Raw genomic sequence first — 19869 nt, forward strand, 5'->3', positions numbered from 1 at the left:
GGGGAGGAGGGGCGGCCGCCCCGCTGAGGGGGAGAGCGGTGTCGTACGGTCCTCGGGGGCGGCCTGATCCGAAAGGCAGGCCCTGGGGCGTGTGTCGGAAGTCCCGCCTGCCCCGCGCGGACGATGGGACTGCCGGCACACGCCCTAGCCCCAGCAGTTCTCCAGGCCGTAGGCGGTGTCCTTGGACGTGACCGCGTCCTGCGGCTTGTCCGAGATCAGGGTGACGCCCGTGTCGGTGTAACCGGACGCCTTCTTGCCGTCCTTGGCGTACGTCACGACCGCCTTGACGCCCTCGGCTGCCATCTTCAGCGGGTACTGCTGCGACGTGGCGGCGATCTTGCCGTCCTTGACCGCCTGGGTTCCGGTGCAGCCGCCGTCCACGGAGACGATCAGGACGTCCTTCTCCCGGCCCTTGGCCTTGAGCGCGGTGTACGCGCCCAGCGCGGCCGGTTCGTTGATGGTGTAGACGACGTTGATGCCGGGCTCCTTCTGGAGGCAGTTCTCCATCGCCGTCTGGCCCTTGGCCTGGTCGCCTCCGGTGTCCTGGGAGCAGACGACCGCCGGGTCCTTCTCCTCGATGCCGAAGCCCTTGAGGAAGCCGTTGTGCCGCTGGACGCCGACGGACACGCCCGGCGCGAGGTCGAGGGTGGCTATCTTGGCGGTCTTGCCCTTCATGGTGGCCTTGGCGTACTCGCCGATCAGCTCGCCGGCCTTGAGGTTGTCGGTGGCGAAGAGGGCGTCGACCGCGCTTTCCGGCTCGGTCGGGGTGTCCAGGGCGATGACCAGGACGCCCTTGGCCTTGGCCTTCTCGATCGCGGGCACGATGGCCTTGGAGTCGCTCGGGGTGATCAGGATGCCCTTCACCCCGGCGGCGACCATGTTCTCGATGGCCGTGACCTGACCGGCGTTGTCGCCGTCGAACTTGCCGGCCGCGGTCATGAGCTTGACGCCCTCGGCCTTCGCGGACTTCTCCGCGCCCTCCTTCATCTTCACGAAGAACGGATTGGTGTCGGTCTTGGTGATCAGACCGACCTTGACCTCGCCCGAACCGGCGGCGGCGGAAGTCGACCCGGAGCCGGATCCGCAGGCCGTCAGGGTGAGGGCCGCGATGCCCGTGCACGCAGCGGCTCTGAGGAGGGAGAGGGGCAGACGAGCGGTGCGAGACATGAACGACTCCTGCGGGATTGCGAGCGGCGCGGTCGGCATCGGAGCATGCCGTCCCGAGGTGTCATCGTTGACTTATGTCATCGTTGACACTGCATGGCGAGGATGATGGACTCCGGCTCCCGGAAACGTCAATGCCCCGTACCCGTCACAAATCGGCAACGCCCCGCGGCCGTCGCCCGCTCGTAGCCGTCCGGCATATGCGCCACGACGCGTCCGGTCCGCCCGTACGTTCGTCAGAGAGAGCAGCCCATGAGCCTCGACAGGTCCACCCCGGACGCCTCCAGGTGGTCCGGCACGCGGCCGGGGCGCGGCTCGTCGTGATCACGAGCGGTGCCGACGGGGTCCTGGCGTCGCTCGACGGCGAACGGATTCAGGTGCCCGCCGTGCCGACGCGGGTCGTCGACACGGTCGGGGCGGGGGATTCCTTCACCGCCGGGCTGCTGCACCACCTCGGCGCCCGAGGCCTCCTCGGCGGCCGGCTGACGGAACTCCGCCTCGACGACGTCGCGGAAGCGTGCCGGTTCGCCGTCCGGGTCGCGGCTCTGACCTGCTCGGTCGCCGGTCCCGATCCGCCGTGGCAGAGCCAGTTGGAGCAGCTCGCCGCAGCCGACCGCGTATGACGGGCGGTCGAGACGCCCAAGGAAACATCAGGCCCGAACTGTTGACGCGTCTGTCGGATTGACCCCATCATCGGGCCCATTCGATGTCATCGATGACACAAGTCAACGATGACACCCACCTCTTGTCGGCACTGTGGACGTCGGCGCCGACAAGGCGTCAATTTAGGCCGGTCCGCGCCGGGCAGCAGGCCGCTGTGCGGAGGGCCGCAGCACAGGAGATCCCATGAGCCCTGGACGTGTATCCCGGCATGCCCGCACCCGGATGATCGCGGCGGTGGCGACCGTCTGCGCCCTGTCCGCAGCCCCGCTCGCCCCACAGGCCGTCGCCGCCGACACCCCGCCGTACAGCGAGACCTACCGGCCCCAGTTCCACTTCACCCCGGAGAAGAACTGGATGAACGACCCCAACGGCCTTGTGTACTACAAGGGCGAATACCACCTCTTCTACCAGTACAACCCCAATGGCAACTCCTGGGGCGACATGTCCTGGGGGCACGCGGTGAGCCGGGACCTCGTGCACTGGAAGGAGCTGCCGCTCGCCCTGTCGCACGACGACGAGGAGATGGTGTTCTCCGGCAGCGCGGTCGTCGACTGGGACAACACCACCGGCTTCGGCACGGAGAAGAACCCGCCCATGGTGGCGATCTACACCAGCTACGCCAAGGACACGGGCATACAGGCCCAGTCGCTCGCGTACAGCACCGACCGCGGCCGCACCTGGACCAAGTACCAGGGCAATCCCGTCATCGACATCGGCTCCCGGGAGTTCCGCGACCCCAAGGTCCAGTGGTACGCGCCGACCAAGAGCTGGCTGATGACGGTGTCGATGTCCACCGAGCACAAGGTGAGGTTCTACTCGTCGAAGAATCTCAAGGACTGGGAGCTGCAAAGTGAGTTCGGGCCGCAGGGTGCGACGGGCGGCGTGTGGGAGTGTCCCGACCTGTTCCCCCTCGCGGTCGACGGGGACGAGAACAACATCAAGTGGGTTCTGGTCGTCAACATCAACCCCGGTGGTATCGCCGGTGGTTCGGCCGCCCAGTACTTCGTCGGCGACTTCGACGGCAAGAAGTTCACCGCCGAGGACAAGGGCACCTACACCCCGCCCACCGGCACGGTGATGCAGGACTTCGAGGGCACCGACTTCGGTACGTGGACGACCACCGGAACCGCGTTCGGCGACGGGCCGTCGGCCGGGGCGCTGGCCGGGCAGGGGACCGTCGACGGCTTCGACGGCAAGGGCCTCGCCAACAGCTTCCACGCGGGTGACGGCAGCACCGGCACCCTCACCTCACCCGAATTCACCGTCGACAGCCCCTACTTGAACTTCAAGGTCGGCGGCGGACGGCACCCGCACGAGTCCGGCACCGTCATGGAGCAGGGGCCGCCGCCCGCAGGGACGGTCCTCGCCGACTTCGAAGGCGGCAGCTACGGCGACTGGACGAAGACCGGAGACGCCTTCGGCTCGGCACCGGCCACCGGCACCCTCCCCAACCAGCAAGAAGTCTCCGGATTCCTGGGCGACGGCCTGGTCAACACCTACCTGAACGGCGACTCCACCACCGGCACCCTCACCTCGCCCGAATTCACCATCGACAAGAACCACATCAACTTCCTCATCGGCGGCGGCAACCACCCCGCCGGCTCCGCCGACCCCACCGCCCTCGAACTCCTCGTCGACGGCCAAGTGGTGCGCAGCGCCACCGGAAAGGACGCCGAGGCGCTCAACTGGGCTTCCTGGGACGTCGGCGACCTCGCCGGCAAGAAGGCGCGGATCAGGATCGTCGACGACAACACCGGCGGCTGGGGCCACCTCAACGTCGACCACATCATGCTGTCCGACACCGAGGCCCGGCCCGTCTCCCAGGAGACGTCCGTCAACCTGATCGTCGACGGCCAGGTCGTCCGCAGCGCCACCGGCGCCAACAGCGAGACCCTGGACTGGGCCTCCTTCGACCTGCGTCCCTACGCCGGCAAGAAGGCACGTATCCAGGTCGTCGACATGAACACCGCGGGCTGGGGTCACATCCTGGCCGACCGGTTCACCGCCGCGGACACCGCCGCCAAGTCCGTCGTGCAGCGCGCCGACTGGGCCGACTACGGCAAGGACTACTACGCGGCGGTGTCCTGGGAGAACGCGCCTGGCGGCAAGCGGTACATGATCGGCTGGATGAACAACTGGGACTACAGCGGCGCCATCCCCACCTCCCCCTGGCGCGGCGCGCAAAGCGTCCCCCGGCAGATGGCCCTGCGCACGATCGACGGCCAGATCCGGCTGACCAGCAAGCCCGTCGACAGCCTTACGTCCCTCCGGCAGAACCGCCCGGCGACGGCGGCCGGCGTCACCGTCAAGAGCACCTCGAAGCCCCTGATCGGCCCCGCGGCCAGGGGCAAGGCACTCGACATCGAGGCCGCCTTCTCCCTCAAGGACGCCGAACGCTTCGGCCTCAAGGTGCGCACCGGCGCCGACGGCGAGGAGACCGTCATCGGCTACGACACCACGACACAGGAGCTGTACGTCGACCGCACCCGCTCCGGCGCCGTGGACTTCAACAGCACCTTCCCCGGCGTCCAGCGGGCTCCGCTGCAGGCCAAGAACGGCAAGGTGAAGCTGCGGATCCTCGTCGACTGGTCGTCCGTCGAGGTCTTCGGCGGCAGCGGCGAAGCGGTGATCACCGACCAGATCTTCCCCGACCCCGCCAGCCAGGGAGTCGAGGTCTTCGCCGAGAACGGCTCGGTGCAGCTGGACCAGGCCCGCGTCTGGCACCTCGGCTCCGCCCACGACTGACAAGGACACGAGACCGTGAAGAAAACCCTGCTCGCCGAGTTCACCGCCCGAGACGGAGCGCAGGCCGAGGTCGCCCGCCTGATCCTGGACTACGCCCGGAAGGTGCGCGAGGAAGACGGCAACCTCGCCTTCGACGTCTACACCAAGGCGTCCCATCCACGCGCCTACTGGATCTTCGAGGTGTACCGGGACGAGGACGCCTTCCAGGCACACCTGAAGGCCCCGTACGGCGGCCCGTTCAACGCCGCCCTCGCCCCGCTGATCGAGGAGGACGCCTCGGTGCTGACCTTCCTCGATCCGGTGACCTGACGGTCCCTTGATCCGGTGACCTGACGTCGGCCGGGCCCGCTCTGCGGGCCCGGCCCTTTTTTGTCGCCATCGCTCGGCCACGAGTTCGTAACGAGCCGTTGACAGGGGCGCCTCGCGCGGCGCACTCTCATCCCGCACTCACTTGCCAAAACGATTGGGCACGACATGGGCAGGCGGATCGGGATCAAGGACGTGGCGGCAGCCGCCGGCGTCTCGGCCACGACCGTCTCCCACATCCTCAACGAGGTCGAGGGCAAGCGCATCAACGCCGAAACCCGGCAGCGCGTTCTCGAAGCGGCCCGGGAGCTGGGGTACGCGCCCAACACCCTGGCGCGGGGGCTGCGGCTGAAGCGGTCGAACACGATCGGCTTCGTCAGCGACCAGATCGCCACCACTCCGCACGCCGGCCGGATCATCCTGGGAGCGCAGGAGGAGGCGGCCAAGCACGGCCTGCTGCTGCTCATGCTGAACACCGGCGGCGACCCGGAGCTGGAGCGCAAGGAGATCGATCTGCTGCTGCAGCGCCAGGTCGACGGCGTGCTGTACGCGTCCATGTACCACCGGGTCGTATCGGTGCCGGAGCGGCTGCGGTCGGTCCCCACGGTGCTGCTGGACGCGCGCTCGGACGACCCCGGCGTGCCCTCGGTCGTACCGGACGAGGTCCTGGGCGGGGAGACGGCGGTGCGTGAGCTGGTCCGCCACGGCCACCGCCGGATCGGCTTCATCACCAACGTCGACGACATCCCCGCCACCCACGGACGCCTCGAGGGCTACCGGCGTGCGCTCGCCGAGGCGGACATCGCCGAGGACCTCCGGCTGGTGGTGGCGGAGACCACCGACGCCGTCGGCGGGTACCGGGCGGCGCTCCGACTGCTGCGGGCGGAGGAACGGCCCACCGCGCTGTTCTGCTTCGCCGACCGGATGGCGATGGGCGTCTACCGCGCCGCCGCCGAACTGGGGCTGTCGATTCCCGCCGACCTGTCGGTGATCGGGTTCGACAACCAGGAACTGATCTGTGACGGCTTGTTCCCCGGGCTGACCACCGTCGCCCTGCCGCACTACGAGATGGGGGTGCGGGCCGTCGCACAACTGCTCGCGCTCACGGGCGCCCAGGACCAGGAAGCCGGTCCGGCTGCTCAGGAAATGCTGCCCTGCCCGCTGGTGGTACGGGCATCGGTCGCTTCGCCGCCCCGACTCTGACCCCGGAACGGCGAAGCACCACCGATACAGGCGGCCGTCGACACCGGCCGCCGGCACGGTCTGCCAGGACCGTGCCCAGTGAAAATGGAGGACCCCCAGTGAACCCAGTGGAATCGAGAACCAGGCGCCTCGCGGTGTCGAGCATAGCCGCCGTTGCCGCGGCGGCGCTCGTGGCCGGGTGCGGCGGCAGCGGGAGCACCGGCTCGTCGGGCGCCGACGGCGACACCCTGACCCTGTGGACGCACAACGCCGGCAACGCCGCCGAGTACGGCGTCGTGAAGCAGATCGTCAAGGACTTCAACGCCGGCCAGAGCAAGTACAAGGTCAAGATCCAGGCGTTCCCGCAGGGTTCCTACAACGACTCGGTGGTGGCCGCGGCCTCCGCCAAGAAACTGCCGTGCATCCTCGACGTCGACGGGCCCAACGTCCCGAACTGGGCCTGGGGCGGGTATCTCGCGCCGCTGGACCTGTCCAAGGGCGAGGTCGCCGTGAAGGACCAGCTGCCCAGTACGGTCGCCACCTACCAGGACAAGACCTACGCGTTCGGCTTCTACGACGTGGCGCTGACCATGTACTCGCGCAAGTCGGTCCTGAAGAAGTACGACATCCGCGTCCCCACCCTCGACAAGCCCTGGACCAAGGACGAGTTCACGGACGCGCTCGCCAAGATCAAGGCGGGCGGCGAGTTCAAGAACACGCTGGACCTCGGCACGGCCGACACCGGTGAGTGGTTCCCGTACGCCTACTCCCCGATACTGCAGAGCTTCGGCGGCGACCTGATCGACCGCTCGGACTACAAGACCGCCAAGGGCGCGCTGAACGTCGAGAAGGCCGTCGAGTGGGGCAAGTGGTTCCGCTCGATGGTCACGCAGGGCTACGCGCCGCAGAAGTCCGGCAAGAGCCCCGCCGACGACTTCCGCAACGGCAAGACCGCCATCCAGTGGGACGGCAGCTGGTCCGCCCAGGCCAACGTCGACAAGTTCGGCAGCGACCTGGCGATCCTCCCGCCGGTCGACTTCGGCGACGGACCGAAGATCGGCGGAGCCTCCTGGCAGTGGGGCATGAGCTCGACCTGCTCCAACAAGGAAGGCGCCCAGGCCTACCTGAACTTCTCCCGGCAGACGAAGTACTACGTGGACTTCGCCAAGGCCACCAACACCATCCCCGCCACCGAGGCGGCGGCGGAACAGGTCAAGGGCTACGAAACCGGCGGCCAGTTCAACTTCTTCCTGCAAGAGGCGCAGAAGTTCGCCGTGGTCCGGCCCGTCACCCCGGCCTACCCCTACATATCCACGGTGTTCGCCAAGACGGCTCGGGACATCCTGGCCGGCGCCGACGTCAAGGGCGCCCTCGACCAGGCCGTCAGCGAGATCGACAACAACCTGTCGACCAACAACTACTCCACCGGCAGCTGACCGCGTCCGCCCGTCCCGGCGGACGGCGGCGGTTCATTCTCTCCGCCTCCGCCGGGACACGTACCTGCCTGGATGTCCCATGACCACCACAGTGTCGTCAACGCCCACCCGACCCGGCACCGCCGCCGGCACCCCACCGACCCGACGTGCGACGCGGGGGCGCGCACGGCGCGGAGAGAGCCTCGCCGCACTCGGCATGGTCAGCCCCGCCGTCTTCCTCCTGGTGATGTTCATCGTCGTCCCCGTGGTGCTGGCCTTCGCGCTGGCGTTCACCAACGCCCGCCTGGTGTCCCCGACCCCGGCGCAGTTCACGGGACTGCAGAACTTCCGCACCCTGCTGGACGACCCGCTGTTCTACAAGTCGCTGCGCAACACCTTCTACTTCGCCGTCGTCGTCGTCCCGCTGCAGGGCGGCCTGGCACTGGTGCTCGCCCTGCTCGTCAACGCCAAGGTCAAAGGCGTCAACTTCTTCCGCACCGTGTACTTCCTCCCGGTCGTCACCTCGATGGTCGTGGTCTCCATCCTGTGGACGCTGCTGTACCAGAAGACCGGGCTGGTCAACGAGATCATCTCCCGCCTCACCCTCGGCCTCGTGCACGGACCGGACTGGCTGAACGATCCGTCCACGGCCATGCCCGCCATCATCGTCATGTCCGTCTGGCAGGGCGTCGGCTTCCACATGATCATCTGGCTGGCCGGACTCCAGACCATCCCGCAGGACCTGTACGAGGCGGCCGACATGGACGGGGCCACCCGCTGGTTGCGCTTCCGGCACGTGACCTGGCCCGGCCTCAGCGCCACCCGCACCTTCGTGCTCATCACCATCACCATCAACGCGTTCGCCCTGTTCACCCAGGTCAGCGTGATGACGCAGGGCGGGCCCCTGGACGCCACCAGCACGGTCGTCTACCAGGCCGTGCGGACCGGATACAGCCAGCAGCAGACCGGATACGCGTCCGCGATCTCCCTCGTCTTCTTCGTTCTGGTGCTGGCCGTCTCCCTCGTCCAGCGCTTCCTCACCCGGGAGAAGGACTGACATGACCTCCGTATCCCCTGCTCCCGCCCCGGCTTCCGCCCGCCCGGGCCGCCGTCGCAGGCCGTCACTGCGCCGGATCGGCCTGCACGCGGCGCGCATCGCGCTCGCGCTGTTCTTCGCGTTCCCGATCGTCTTCATGCTGGTGTCGTCGTTCAAGCCCGACGAGCAGATCTTCGGCGACCTGGACGGCATCAAGGCGTTCCTGCCGGTCGGCGCTCTGTCCCTGGACAACTACACCGGGGTCTTCGACCGGGTGCCCGCCATCCGGTTCCTGCTCAACTCCATCGGGATCTCCGTCATCACCGTGGGGCTGAGCATCTTCATCAACAGTCTCGCGGCGTTCGCCCTGTCCCGGATGCGCTGGCGCGGCAAGAAGATCGTGCTCACCGCCGTGATCGCGACACTGGTCGTCCCGTTCGAGACCTACGCCCTGCCGATGGTCTGGTGGGTCAACAAGCTGCCCTGGCTGCAGCTGGACGGCGGCCGGCTCGTCGTGACCGAAGGCTGGCTGGACACCTACCAGGTGCAGATCCTGCCGTTCGTCGGCAACGCCCTCTTCATCTTCCTGTTCCACCAGTACTTCCAGAGCATCCCCAAGGAACTCGACGAGGCGGCGGTCCTCGACGGGGCGAGCTGGTTCGGCATCTACCGGCGCATCGTCATGCCGTTGTCCGGCCCGGCGATCGCCACGGTGGCCATCCTGGCCTTCCTGCCGATGTGGAACCAGTACCTGTGGCCGCTGATGGTCGTCCAGAGCGAGGAGCTGCGGCCGGTCATGGTCGGCATCGACTACTTCTTCCAGCTCAATCCCTCCTGGGGCGAGGTCATGGCCTACTCGTCGATGATCACCGTGCCGGTGCTCGCGCTGTTCGTGGCCTTCCAGCGGGCCTTCGTCAACAGCATCGCCTCCAGCGGCGTGAAGGGCTGATCCCACCGGACCAGCGCCCCTGTTTTTTCTGCCACCCCCCGTGCCTCGCGCACCCTTTGAAAGGCCCCGTGTGTCCACGCCGCCCGCCGACCCCCACCTGCCCGCCGTACACCTGCGCCCGCCGCGCAACTGGATCAACGATCCCAACGGGCTGGTCTTCCACGACGGTCACTACCACGTGTTCTTCCAGTACAACCCGTACGGCGCGCAGCACGCGACCGTCCACTGGGGCCACTTCCGCAGCCCCGATCTGATCACCTGGGAACAGCTCCCGGTCGCCCTCGCCCCCACCCCCGGCGGTGACGACGCCGACGGCTGCTACTCCGGCAACGCCATCTCCGTCGACGGCCGGCTGGTGGCCTTCTACTCCGCCCACCGCACCGACCGCTGGTGGCAGCCGGTCACCACCGCCGAGTCCCACGACGGCGGTTGCACCTGGACCAAGCGGCCGGAGCTGCTCATCCCGAAGCCGCCCGCCGGCACCACCATGTACCGCGACCCGTACGTCTGGCGGCAGGACGGCCGCTGGCGCATGCTGGTCGGCTCGGCACTCGCCGACGGCCGCGGAGCGGCACTGCTCTACGAATCCGACGACCTGGAGAACTGGGCCTGTCTCGGCCCCTTCCACACCAGCGCCCGCGCCGACACCGCCGACCCGGCCGGCTGGGAATGCCCCCAGTACGCGACCTTCGGCGACCGCGGCGTCCTGATCGTCAGCGACTGGACCCCGCAGGGCGGCCCGAGCCACGTGACGGCCCACACCGGCCGCGAGGAACACGGCCGTTTCACGGCGACCGCACCGCCCGTACGGCTGGACCACGGCCCGGACTTCTACGCCCCCGCCCTGCTCAAGGCCCCTGAGGAGGACCGGTGGCTGCTGTGGGGCTGGTCGTGGGAGGCCCGTGAGGCGGAGTGGTCGAACGAGGCCGGCTGGGCGGGCGTCCTCACTCTCCCGCGCGAACTGACCCTGGCGGACGACGGCACGGTCCGTCAGCGCCCCGCCCGCGAACTGCTCGCCCTGCGCGGGGAACGCGTCCTGCACCGCACCGGACACGTCACCCGGTCTCGGCCGGTCGAACTGGGGCCGGTCAGCGACACCTTCGACCTCACCGCGGTCCTGACCCCCGACCCCTCCGGCACGAGCGGGCTGCGCCTCATCACCTCGGCCGACGGGGCAGAACACCTCGACATCACCCTCGACCACACCGCCGGCCGGCTCACCGTGGACCGCGGCCACGCCTCACTGGACCCACGAGCACGCTCAGGCACGTACGCCATGCCTTACTCAGCCGCCGAGGCCCCCGGCACACCCGTCGGACTCCGCGTCATCGTCGATCGCTCCATCGCGGAGATCCACCTCGCCTCCGGCCAGGTACTCACCATCAGGTTCTACCCGACCGGCGAGGCCCCATGGCGACTGCAAGCCCGCACCACAGGCACCGGCCACACCGACTTCACCACCGAAGTGTGGAACCTGCACCCGAGCGGAACCCACCAAGAACCACTCTTCGCACGCCAAGGGCAGGACACCTGATTTCCGCTCCGCAGCGGAAGCCGCATTCGGACTGACCGCTGTTGATCGTGCCCGTCCGCGTGTGCGAGGACGGCTACGAACCCCGGCTCGGCGCCGTGCGCAAAGTCTTGACCACCACCCCCACCTGCCCCTACCGTCTCGCCGACACTGCGAACCATGTTCGAAAAGCCGAACAGCTGGGTCGAGTTGAGAGGAGTACGCCTCGCCTCCTGGAGCCGAAGAAGCGAGCCGCCCGTGCCCGAACAACGCCACGCCGCGCGACGTACAGCGTCGCAGAGGCCGACGGATGCCCCTTGCCGCGCTCGTCGGCCGTTCCAGTCCCGATCGGTTGATCTCGGCCGACTCCGGTCTGCCCGCGCGGTCTCGCCGAAGGGCGGTGCCGCTCGTCGCCGCCGAAGAACTGGCGCAGCTCTGCGGCGCGCTCCCCGACACCTGACCGCCCCGTGACACCTGACCACCCGGTCGGCCCCGCCGACCGGTAAGAGCCGCTGTGGGCGCTGTCGAACCGGTTCGACAGCGTCCTGAAAGGACGTCACCATGCCATTCCCTGACGCAACGGCCCGGCGCAGAGCCCCGGCCGCCGTGGCGCTGGCCGTCGGCGCGGGTCTGCTGGCCGTGCCGGCCGTCCCCGCGCAGGCGGCGGACACGCCCCAACCCACCGCCCGTTACACCTTCGACCAGGACGACCTCGCCTCCGGGAAGATCACCGACAGCTCCGGCAACGGCCTGACGGCGAGCCTGGTGAACGGCTCCACCGCCCAGTCCGTCGAGGGCACGGGCGGAGGCAAGGCCCTCGCGCTACCCGGTGGGGCACCCGACTCCAACGGTGCGTACGTCCGTCTCCCCCGCGAAATCCTCGGCGACGCGGCCGACTTGACGGTCTCCGCGCGCGTGAAGTGGGGCGACGACAAGTCGTCCTGGCAGCGGATCTTCGATCTGGGCACCAACAACACCAAGTACCTCTTCACCACCCCCTCCAACAACGGCGGAGTGCTGCGCACGGCCGTGACCACCGGCGGAGGGGGCGCGGAGGCACAGGTCAGCGGGTACGCGGAGCTTCCCGCGGACCAGTGGCGGACCGTCACCGTCACCCTCGACAGCAACGCCCACCGGGTCACCACCTACCTCGACGGCGTGGCGGTCTCCTCCGCCGAGACCGACGTCAAGGCCAAGGACCTGCTGGAGAGTTCGGCCACGGCCGCCGGTTACATCGGCAAGTCCTTCTGGCCGGATCCGCTGCTCAAGGGCGCGATCGACGACTTCACCGTGTGGCACTCGGCGCTCAGTTCCGAGCAGGTGGCCGGCACGGTCGGGACCGTGCCCACCCTCCAGGAGCTCTCGAAGACCTCCTTCGACGTCCGAACGACGACCGGGACCGCCCCGTCCCTCCCCGCCGCCGTCCGCTCCTCCTTCTCCGACGGCTACGACCGTGACACGCCGATCGCCTGGGACGCCGTACCGCCCGAGAAGTACGAGCGGCCCGGGACGTTCACGGTGGCCGGAACCGCGTCCGGACGCGCGGTGAAGGCGACCGTCACCGTGGTCCGCGAAGGGCAGCTCAACGTCGACCTCGGCTCGGACACCGGCGCGTTCCACGGCGGCGCCTCCGGCACCCTCTACGGCGTGTACGGACCGGACGTCCCCACCAACAACCTCATGGAGGGCATGGGCCTGCGCACGGTCTCCACCAAGGCGCAGGACGGCCCGCAGCACCCCGGTGCCGACGCGCTGGAGGTGGTCAAGCCGCTGGCCGACTCCACCGACGGTGACGTGTACATCTACATGACCGACATCCACCGCGGCTTCCCGTACCAGTGGCCGGGCGACACCCCCGAGGAGAAGCTCAAGCTCTACCGGGAGAAGATCGCGGGGCAGGTCGACCAGGTCCTGCGACTGCCGAAGGAGTATCAGGACAACATCGTCTTCGTGCCGTTCAACGAGCCCGAGGGCAACATGTTCGGCACCGGCGAGTGGAGCTACAACAAGGTCAGCTGGCTCAACGACCCGGACGACTACTTCGCCGCCTGGGACGACTTCTACAAGCTCATCAAGGGCAAGATGCCCGACGCCCGCATAGCCGGCCCCAACACCAGTGTCCTGTACGACCAGGTGAAGGGCTTCCTCACGCACACCCTGGCCGCCGGCACCCTCCCGGACGTCATCACCTGGCACGAGCTGAGCCACCCGGAGGCGGTGCGCACCAGCGTCGCCAAGTACCGGGCGTGGGAGAAGGACCTGTTCAAGGACACCGACCGCGAGGGTACCCAGCTCCCGATCAACGTCAACGAGTACGCCTTCAACTACCACACCTCGGTGCCCGGCCAGATGATCCAGTGGGTGTCCGCGATCGAGGAGTCCAAGGTCGACGCCGACATCGCGTACTGGAACATCGACGGCAACCTCTCCGACTCGGCGGTGCAGTCCAACCGCGGCAACGGCCAGTGGTGGCTGCTGCACTCGTACGCCTCGATGAGCGGGCACACGGTGAAGGTGACCCCGCCGTTCCCCGGCCAGAACTACACCATGCAGGGCGTCGCCACGCTCGACGAGAAGAAGAAGCAGTCCCGGCTGATCTTCGGCGGCTCCACGGGCAAGGGCCACATCACCTTCGACAACGTCCCCAAGAAGCTCTTCGGCGACCGCGTGCACGCCTGGGTCAAGGAGATCGACTGGAGCGGGCAGCTGGGCGACAACTCCGGCCCGAAGCTGCTCTCCGAGCAGAACCTGAAGGTCGGTGACGACGGCACGGTGGTCGTCGACTTCGGCGACGGCGCGCTGCCGACGCTGAAGGAGTCGTCGGCGTACGAGATCGTCCTCAGCCCGGCCGGGAAGGCGAAGGGCACGCAGTCTCCGCCCGTGCGCTGGCAGGGTTCGTACGAGGCGGAGGACGCCGCCCACACCGGGTCCGGCTACTCCAGGAACGGCCCCGAGGGCTCGCCCCGCGACGTGTCGAAGTTCTACACCTCCGGCGGCTACGACGTGGGCGGCCTGCGTACCGGCTCGGACCTCACGCTCGACTTCACCGTGGACGTACCGCAGGACGGCACCTACGACCTGAGCGTCTTCGCCAACTCCCTCAACACCTTCGACAAGGTGAAGGAACAGGGCCCGACCAACGTCTTCCTGCGCGTGGACGGCAAGGCGGACAGCGAGCAGGAGCTGTACCTGCCGCTGGGCTACAAGTGGGTGGTCTGGGACCACACCGACACCAAGGTCCACCTCACCAAGGGCAAGCACACCCTGACGCTCGCCGCGCAGAGCGCCGACGGCAAGCGCGCCACCAAGGGCGACGCCATCGTCGACCGCCTCACCCTCTCCCTCCCCGAGGCGTCGGCCGGCACCCAGGTCTACGAGGGCGAACTGGCCTGGCTGGGCGGCACAGCGCGCCCCGTCTACGACCTGCCGAAGCGGGCGGCCACCGGATCGGGGGCGGCCCGGCTCGCCAAGGGCCAGACCGCCACGTTCTGGGTCTACTCGCCCGCAGACCGCGAGGCCACCCTCAAGGTCGACACCCTCGCCGGTTCGGGCGCGCGGCTCTCCGTCAACGGGCATGACGTCCGACGCCTGGGCAGCGGCACGAGCAGCGCGGCGGTCTCTCTCTCGGGCGGCGTCAACAAGGTGACGCTGACCGGCGGTTCGTCCACCACCCTCGTCGACCGCCTCAGGGTCACGCCGACCGAGGGCGCGCTCCCGACGCGTACGTACGAGGCGGATGCCGCCAAGCTGGCGGGCTCGGCCACACTCACACCGCTCTCCCTGGCCACGGGCGGCACGGCGATCACCGGCATAGGCGGCGATCCCGGCAACGGCAACACCGCGACGTTCACCGTCACCGCCGACCGCAGCGGCCTGTACGCGCTGCGCATCCGCTACTCCAACCCCGAGCAGTCCGAAGCCACCCACTACAACCCGGACCCGCTCGCCCGCCACGCCGACATCAGCGTCAACGGCGGCGAGATGCGGCGCGTCGGCTTCCCGCACAGCTTTCACCAGAACAACTTCTGGGAGCTGACCGTCCCCGTCCAGCTGAAGAAGGGGCAGAACACGATCGCCTTCCGCTCCGAGGAACTGCCGAACTTCGACGGCAAGACCTACGCGTCGGAGACCTTCCCGGGAGTACTGCTCCGGTCCCGCTACGCGCCGGTGATCGACCGGATCACTGTGGCGCCGTATGCGCGGGAGGTGCGATGAGCCGTTGACCACCGGCGGCGGCCGCCGCCGGTGCCGTAGGAAGGTGCCCGGGTCCGTCGAGGTCGGCGGGCCCGGGCACCTGCTGTTCGCCATGGTCCGGGCAACCCGCTCCGATTGCCGCTGTGCGCTGCCACCGCCGGCCACGGGGCGAGCCCAACGCGTTACCGCCCCCGGGCCGGAAGAAGGGTAGGCCGCGTCCGAAGCACCTCTTCCACGGAGGAGAGGGCGAACCGTACCGCGCCGGTGATCACAGCCTCGTCACCCAGGGAGGACAGCCGCCACTGCGGCAGGTCGACGAGGAGGCTGCCGGCTTCCTCCTCGGCGGCGCTCAGGAGGAGTTCCCCCGCCGGAAGCAGGCCGGGAGCAGCGAAAAGGCTGGTGCCGAGCACGACCAGGGCCGGGTCGAGCGCGAGCAGCACGGGGGCGATCCCGGCGGCCAGCCTTCGCCCGTACGACGTGATGGCCGCGACCGCTTCCGGATCCCCCGAGGCGGCGTCACGGACGATGTCGGCACCTGCGCCCCGTGCCCGGTCCGCCAGGTCCGCCAGGTCCGCCCGGTTCCCCCGGTCCGGGGCGACGCCGTCCGCGGCCAGCGGTTCGAGGCCGGGCTGCGACGAGCTGCTGCCGGGGAAGCGGATGAAGCCGATCTCACCGGCCGCGCCGCGGTGCCCGCGCAGCAGGCGTCCCCCGGTGATGACGCCGGCACCGAGGCGTTCACCGAGCAGGACGAAGACCATCTCGTCGGCCGAGCCGCCGACCCCGCGCCACTGCTCGCCCAGCGCGGCGAGGTTGGCGTCGTTCTCCACGGCGACCGGGCAGCCGAGCGCGTCGCCGAGGGTGGTGACGACGTCCGCCTCGGCCCAGTCCTTGAGGTTGTCGGCCTGCCGGATACGGGTGTTGTTCCGGTTCACCAGGCCGGGGGTGCCGATCGTCGCGGCCCACACTCTCCGGGCATCCGCTCCGGAGCGGTCGATCGCGCGCCGCACCACCGCGGTGACGGCGCGGGCGCGGGCCGGGCCGCCCAGATCGGCGCGCACCGCCTTGCGCTCGACGGCCACCGCCCGGCCGTCGAGGTCGGCGAGGCAGGCACTCACCGACCGGGACCGCACGTCCACGCCGACGACGAAGCCCGCGTGCGGGCGGAACCGGAACCGGCGGGCCGGGCGACCGGGCGACCGCTGGCCACGGGCGGAGACGGCCGGGGCGACCTCGTCCTTGACCATGACCGCGTACACAGGGGAGTCGGCGAACGGCTGCTGCTCGCCGACCTGGGTGTATCCCCACGACTCGTACTTGAGCATGTGACCGGGTCGTACTTACTCCGATCGCCGACTTGGTCCGTCTGGCCAAGGTTCGCCGGCGCATCGGGCACGACTACCGTGAACTCAAGCATGGCCTGGGCCTCAGGGCCCCGGGGAAGTCCTGTTGGTCCGTTTTGATCTGGTCCGGCCAACGCGGTGGAGGGTGGCGCGGGCCAGGTCGCGCAGGGCGGTCATGACGGTGGGGGTGTGGTGGCGGCGGACCTGGCTGGCGTCCTCGGCGAACGTGACGTCCTTGGTCCAGTGGACGGTGTTCTCGAGGATCCAGGGGCCGCGTGCCCAGGTGGCGATCTCCTTGGCGGCGGCCTGCTCGGTGGGCAGGGCCCCGGGGGAGAGTCGTGATCAGAATGCACGCGGTGGATCGAGGCTCAGGGATCCACGTCCTCGATCGAGCTGGGTCCCATCTGGGACGCGGAGCTGAACTCCGGCAGCGTTGCCGGCTGGTCGAAGAGGAAGAAGCTCTGGTTCATGCCGAGGGTGAACTCCAAGTAGGCACCCGTGGTGGCGTCGAAGCCGTAGTAGGTGTTGCAGGTCCCGGCCCCGTCACTGTAGGTGCCGTCCATTTCCGGGAGCGGGACGTTGACCATGCCGTTGCTGCTCGATTTCGTCTTCGACGGTGGTGTACCCAGCGCACAATACGAGACGGGGAGGCCCTTCAGAACGAAGTAGCCGTACTCACCCTTGGCGTTCTGAAGGTAGACGTAGCTGAGTTTGCCCTTCGAGCTGGCCTTCCCCCAGGTCTTGATCCACCTGTTGATGGTCTCTCGCGTCGTTGAGTACTCGGGGACCTCTATCGGCTGGTTCGCCACCAGTTTGTCGTAGCCCTTCTCCTTCGCCTTCGTCTCCGTCGCCTGTGAGGAGTCGTCTTCGCAGGCGACGGCGCTGAAGCCGACCAACAGAACGGCGGCGACGGCCAGTGCGGTGCGGGTGATTCGCTTCATGGCCCTTCTCCTCTTCGTCACGGCGCACACGTGGTGTTCATGTCGTTCACGTCCAACCGCGGCGGCAGGTCCTTGTCCTTGAAGGCGCTCCGGTGCTCCTGTGCGGCTTTGGCGTTGTATTCGTTGACCGCTTCGATCCGGGACGACTTCAGGGCGGTGAGGGAGGTGCTGATCTGAGCCCGCCTGGACTCGGAGGCCGTCTTGTTCTCCTCTTCCAGAGTCTTGATGGTCCCTTCTTTGGACTGCACCGTGGAGCAGAGTCCGAAGAACTCCTCGTACGTGGCGATCTGGAACGCACCTGAACCTTCGGTGCGGTTGCGCTTGTCGACTTCGCCGCGGAATGGGGCAGTCAGCCAGCTGACGCCACCGAATACGAGAGTGATGGTCAGGCCGACCGTGACCAGGGCGGCGATACCGCCGATGACCCAGATTCCGGTCTTGACCTCTTCCCGGGTCGTGCTCATGGTTCTTCCTTTCCCGTCCGTCACTCAGCCGTTGCCATTCCTCAGAGCGCGACGCCACCTCCAGCCACCAGGGGATGGGCAATTCAGGGTGAGTGTCCGTGCTGAACCGGGCCGTCGGCCCGCCCTTCGCGCCGAAGAAGGGCAGAACTGGATGGTGGACAGCTCACCCACGCACGCTACAGAGCCGCCCCGGGACCCCTCCCGAAAGCCGCATCCCCAGGCAGGTTCACGAAACCGTACGAAGCCTGATCCGGCCTGCTCTGTCGGACATTCGAAACGACTGAGGCCCGGCGAGAGTCGCGTTGGTCCGGTTTGATCGCGTGACGCCGAATCGGCCCAGGATGCGGAGCGAGCACGGCCCCGGGAGGTCGGCTCGTATCTCGTAGCGGATCCGCAAGTCGCTTGAACCGGTGGAACCAGGCGGAAGGTCCGCTCGACCGGACCTTCGCCGGTTGACCGCGCCCGGCCCGGCTCCAAGCACCACCTGATCACCGACCGGCACGAACGCCTCTCGCCGTCTCGCTGACCAGCGGCAACCGTCACGATGTCACCCCCTCATGCCGCTGCTGGACGCCATATCCCGCATTCGCGGCCGCCGGAGCAGGGCATGCCACCGGCTCGGGCGGCTGTTCGCCGACCACGGTTACGACTACGACAAGTACCGCCGGCTTGTACGTGCAGGGGGCATCACACCGAAGATCGCCCGCAAAGCCACAGCACACGGCTCCGGCCTGGGAAAGACCAGGCCCTCACGTGTGAGCCGTCGACCGCCGCGTCGTCCAGGTCCACAAGGCCGGCCCGCCGCAGCTCCGTCAGAAGAACCGCGTGCAGGCGGGGCCAGACGCCTGCTTCAGTCCAGTCCCGCAGGGCCGTCGGCGTCGCGGTAGACGGGGCGGCAGCAGCGGAGCGGCACGTTCCCGCAGCTCAGGATGAGTCTCCGTAGCGGGCGGCCATCGCGGCGGCGCGGTTGCGTAGGGAGGTGCGCAACGACTGCGGGGCCAGAACTTCCGCGTCCGTGCTGAGCTGCCACAGCGCCCATTCGGCGTGTCGGGAATCTTGGAAGGTCACCTCCAGCCGCAGCCGGCCGTCTGCGTCGGGTTCTTCCGCGCGGACGGCCAGCGCGGTGTCCAGCAGGTCCTCCCGCCGCGCCGGGTTCACCCGTACCAGCACGGTGATGTGGTCGCCGCCGGAGAGGAACTCCGCGGAGCGTTCCCGCCAGATCCGGTCCAGATCGACCCGGTTTGGTCGCTGTGCCGTTTCGGGGAGTTCCTCGGCGGCCAACACCCGCGACAGCCGGTAGGTGCGGTCCGCGCCAGATCTCGTGGCCAGCAAGTAGCCCCGGTCGCGTACGGTGACCAGGCCGATCGGGTCCACCGTGCGCCACTGTGGCGCCTGGCCTGTGGCCGCGTAGTGGATGCGCAGCTTGTGTCCGGCGAGCACCGCGCGCCTGACCTCGATCATTGTGGTGTCGGGTACTTCCTCAATGACCAGCCGGCGTGAGAGCAGGTCGGTCTCCGGGTCGACGAGAAATCGCTGGGCCGCGTCGCTCGCGGAGGCCCGGTGGCTTTCGGGCAGCGCGTCGACCACCTTCCGCATGGCCGAAGCGAGCGCCGAGCCGAGGCCGAATACCTGCTCGCCGCGCCCCGATCCGGCGGTCAGCAAGGCCAGGGCCTCGTCGTGGTTCAGTCCGGTGAGCTCGGTCTGGAAACCGGGCAAGAGCGCGAAACCGCCGTGCCGGCCGCGTTCGGCGTAGACCGGGACGCCGGCCGCGGACAGCGCCTCGATGTCGCGCAGCACGGTGCGGGTGGATACCTCCAGCTCCCGGGCCAGCGTGTCCGCAGTCAGCCGACCGCGCTGACGCAGCAGCAGCACCAGCGAGACCAACCGGTCGGCGCGCATACGAGAACTCTATCGAAATACATGACTAAGGATGTCGTGATTTGTTGCGAGGCTCGTCAAC

The 19869-nt window shown here is 68.7% G+C and carries 13 protein-coding genes and 4 pseudogenes; 10 read left to right on the top strand and 7 right to left on the bottom strand.

Translation table 11 applies throughout. The features are described from left to right. Nucleotides 1-144: 144 nt before the first annotated feature. On the bottom strand, nucleotides 145-1167 hold the full coding sequence (locus ABT063_RS06670; RefSeq protein ID WP_351056081.1) for a sugar ABC transporter substrate-binding protein: 1023 nt from the start codon (nucleotides 1165-1167) through the stop codon (nucleotides 145-147). Between the two features lie 293 nt (nucleotides 1168-1460). Between ABT063_RS06670 and ABT063_RS06675 the strand changes: the two are divergent. From ABT063_RS06675 to ABT063_RS06715, 9 genes and pseudogenes are all read left to right on the top strand, one after another. Continuing rightward, nucleotides 1461-1787 (top strand): annotated as a pseudogene (locus ABT063_RS06675) (PfkB family carbohydrate kinase); the annotation flags it as partial. A gap of 223 nt (nucleotides 1788-2010) precedes the next feature. Next, nucleotides 2011-4572 (top strand): GH32 C-terminal domain-containing protein, encoded by a 2562-nt coding sequence (locus ABT063_RS06680; protein ID WP_351056082.1) that lies wholly within the window; start codon nucleotides 2011-2013, stop codon nucleotides 4570-4572. A gap of 15 nt (nucleotides 4573-4587) precedes the next feature. Next, a complete protein-coding gene (locus tag ABT063_RS06685; RefSeq protein WP_351056083.1) occupies nucleotides 4588-4881 on the top strand; it encodes a putative quinol monooxygenase in 294 nt (97 codons plus the stop codon). 165 nt (nucleotides 4882-5046) lie between these two features. Further along, nucleotides 5047-6081, top strand: a complete 1035-nt coding sequence (locus ABT063_RS06690; protein WP_351056084.1) for a LacI family DNA-binding transcriptional regulator — start codon at nucleotides 5047-5049, stop codon at nucleotides 6079-6081. 134 nt (nucleotides 6082-6215) lie between these two features. Then, complete coding sequence (locus ABT063_RS06695; protein ID WP_351056085.1) at nucleotides 6216-7496, top strand: extracellular solute-binding protein; 1281 nt, start codon at nucleotides 6216-6218, stop codon at nucleotides 7494-7496. Nucleotides 7497-7575: 79 nt separating this feature from the next. After that, nucleotides 7576-8532 (top strand): carbohydrate ABC transporter permease, encoded by a 957-nt coding sequence (locus ABT063_RS06700; RefSeq protein ID WP_351056086.1) that lies wholly within the window; start codon nucleotides 7576-7578, stop codon nucleotides 8530-8532. Nucleotide 8533: 1 nt separating this feature from the next. Then, on the top strand, nucleotides 8534-9460 hold the full coding sequence (locus ABT063_RS06705; RefSeq protein WP_351056087.1) for a carbohydrate ABC transporter permease: 927 nt from the start codon (nucleotides 8534-8536) through the stop codon (nucleotides 9458-9460). 70 nt (nucleotides 9461-9530) lie between these two features. Next, a complete protein-coding gene (locus ABT063_RS06710) occupies nucleotides 9531-10994 on the top strand; it encodes a glycoside hydrolase family 32 protein (protein WP_351056088.1) in 1464 nt (487 codons plus the stop codon). A gap of 537 nt (nucleotides 10995-11531) precedes the next feature. After that, nucleotides 11532-15185: a LamG-like jellyroll fold domain-containing protein gene (locus tag ABT063_RS06715; protein ID WP_351056089.1), complete on the top strand. Its 3654-nt coding sequence runs from the start codon at nucleotides 11532-11534 to the stop codon at nucleotides 15183-15185. Between the two features lie 161 nt (nucleotides 15186-15346). Here ABT063_RS06715 and ABT063_RS06720 read toward each other — a convergent pair whose 3' ends face one another. The 4 genes and pseudogenes from ABT063_RS06720 to ABT063_RS06735 all read right to left on the bottom strand — a co-directional run bounded on the left by ABT063_RS06720 (nucleotide 15347) and on the right by ABT063_RS06735 (nucleotide 17909). Then, nucleotides 15347-16486, bottom strand: coding sequence for an ROK family protein (locus tag ABT063_RS06720; RefSeq protein WP_351056090.1), 1140 nt, complete (start codon nucleotides 16484-16486; stop codon nucleotides 15347-15349). Nucleotides 16487-16633: 147 nt separating this feature from the next. Next, nucleotides 16634-16825: pseudogene (locus tag ABT063_RS06725) on the bottom strand (ISAs1 family transposase); the annotation flags it as partial. A gap of 47 nt (nucleotides 16826-16872) precedes the next feature. Then, nucleotides 16873-17445 (bottom strand): hypothetical protein, encoded by a 573-nt coding sequence (locus tag ABT063_RS06730; protein ID WP_351056091.1) that lies wholly within the window; start codon nucleotides 17443-17445, stop codon nucleotides 16873-16875. Between the two features lie 17 nt (nucleotides 17446-17462). Then, nucleotides 17463-17909, bottom strand: coding sequence for a hypothetical protein (locus tag ABT063_RS06735; RefSeq protein WP_351056092.1), 447 nt, complete (start codon nucleotides 17907-17909; stop codon nucleotides 17463-17465). A 439-nt stretch (nucleotides 17910-18348) separates the two neighbouring features. On the opposite strand from ABT063_RS06735, the pseudogene ABT063_RS06740 reads away from it, so the two are divergent. Next, nucleotides 18349-18655 (top strand): annotated as a pseudogene (locus ABT063_RS06740) (transposase); the annotation flags it as partial. Here the strand turns inward: ABT063_RS06740 and ABT063_RS06745 are convergent. Together ABT063_RS06745 and ABT063_RS06750 are read right to left on the bottom strand one after the other, a co-directional pair. After that, nucleotides 18654-18776: pseudogene (locus tag ABT063_RS06745) on the bottom strand (IS5/IS1182 family transposase); the annotation flags it as partial. The pseudogenes ABT063_RS06740 and ABT063_RS06745 overlap by 2 nt on opposite strands. 57 nt (nucleotides 18777-18833) lie before the next feature. After that, a complete protein-coding gene (locus ABT063_RS06750) occupies nucleotides 18834-19808 on the bottom strand; it encodes a helix-turn-helix transcriptional regulator (protein ID WP_351056093.1) in 975 nt (324 codons plus the stop codon). Nucleotides 19809-19869 lie beyond the last annotated feature (61 nt).

This window comes from Streptomyces sp. NPDC002838, from assembly GCF_040295365.1.
Classification (GTDB): Bacteria; Actinomycetota; Actinomycetes; order Streptomycetales; family Streptomycetaceae; genus Streptomyces.

What these genes read in the sequence shown, in the direction of transcription:
- ABT063_RS06680 (WP_351056082.1), top strand. Translation starts at nt 2,011, where the DNA reads ATGAGCCCTGGACGTGTATCCCGGCATGCCCGCACCCGGATGATCGCG.
- ABT063_RS06670 (WP_351056081.1), bottom strand. Translation starts at nt 1,167, where the DNA reads ATGTCTCGCACCGCTCGTCTGCCCCTCTCCCTCCTCAGAGCCGCTGCG.
- ABT063_RS06720 (WP_351056090.1), bottom strand. Translation starts at nt 16,486, where the DNA reads ATGCTCAAGTACGAGTCGTGGGGATACACCCAGGTCGGCGAGCAGCAG.
- ABT063_RS06705 (WP_351056087.1), top strand. Translation starts at nt 8,534, where the DNA reads ATGACCTCCGTATCCCCTGCTCCCGCCCCGGCTTCCGCCCGCCCGGGC.
- ABT063_RS06730 (WP_351056091.1), bottom strand. Translation starts at nt 17,445, where the DNA reads ATGAAGCGAATCACCCGCACCGCACTGGCCGTCGCCGCCGTTCTGTTG.
- ABT063_RS06715 (WP_351056089.1), top strand. Translation starts at nt 11,532, where the DNA reads ATGCCATTCCCTGACGCAACGGCCCGGCGCAGAGCCCCGGCCGCCGTG.
- ABT063_RS06750 (WP_351056093.1), bottom strand. Translation starts at nt 19,808, where the DNA reads ATGCGCGCCGACCGGTTGGTCTCGCTGGTGCTGCTGCTGCGTCAGCGC.
- ABT063_RS06735 (WP_351056092.1), bottom strand. Translation starts at nt 17,909, where the DNA reads ATGAGCACGACCCGGGAAGAGGTCAAGACCGGAATCTGGGTCATCGGC.
- ABT063_RS06700 (WP_351056086.1), top strand. Translation starts at nt 7,576, where the DNA reads ATGACCACCACAGTGTCGTCAACGCCCACCCGACCCGGCACCGCCGCC.
- ABT063_RS06690 (WP_351056084.1), top strand. Translation starts at nt 5,047, where the DNA reads ATGGGCAGGCGGATCGGGATCAAGGACGTGGCGGCAGCCGCCGGCGTC.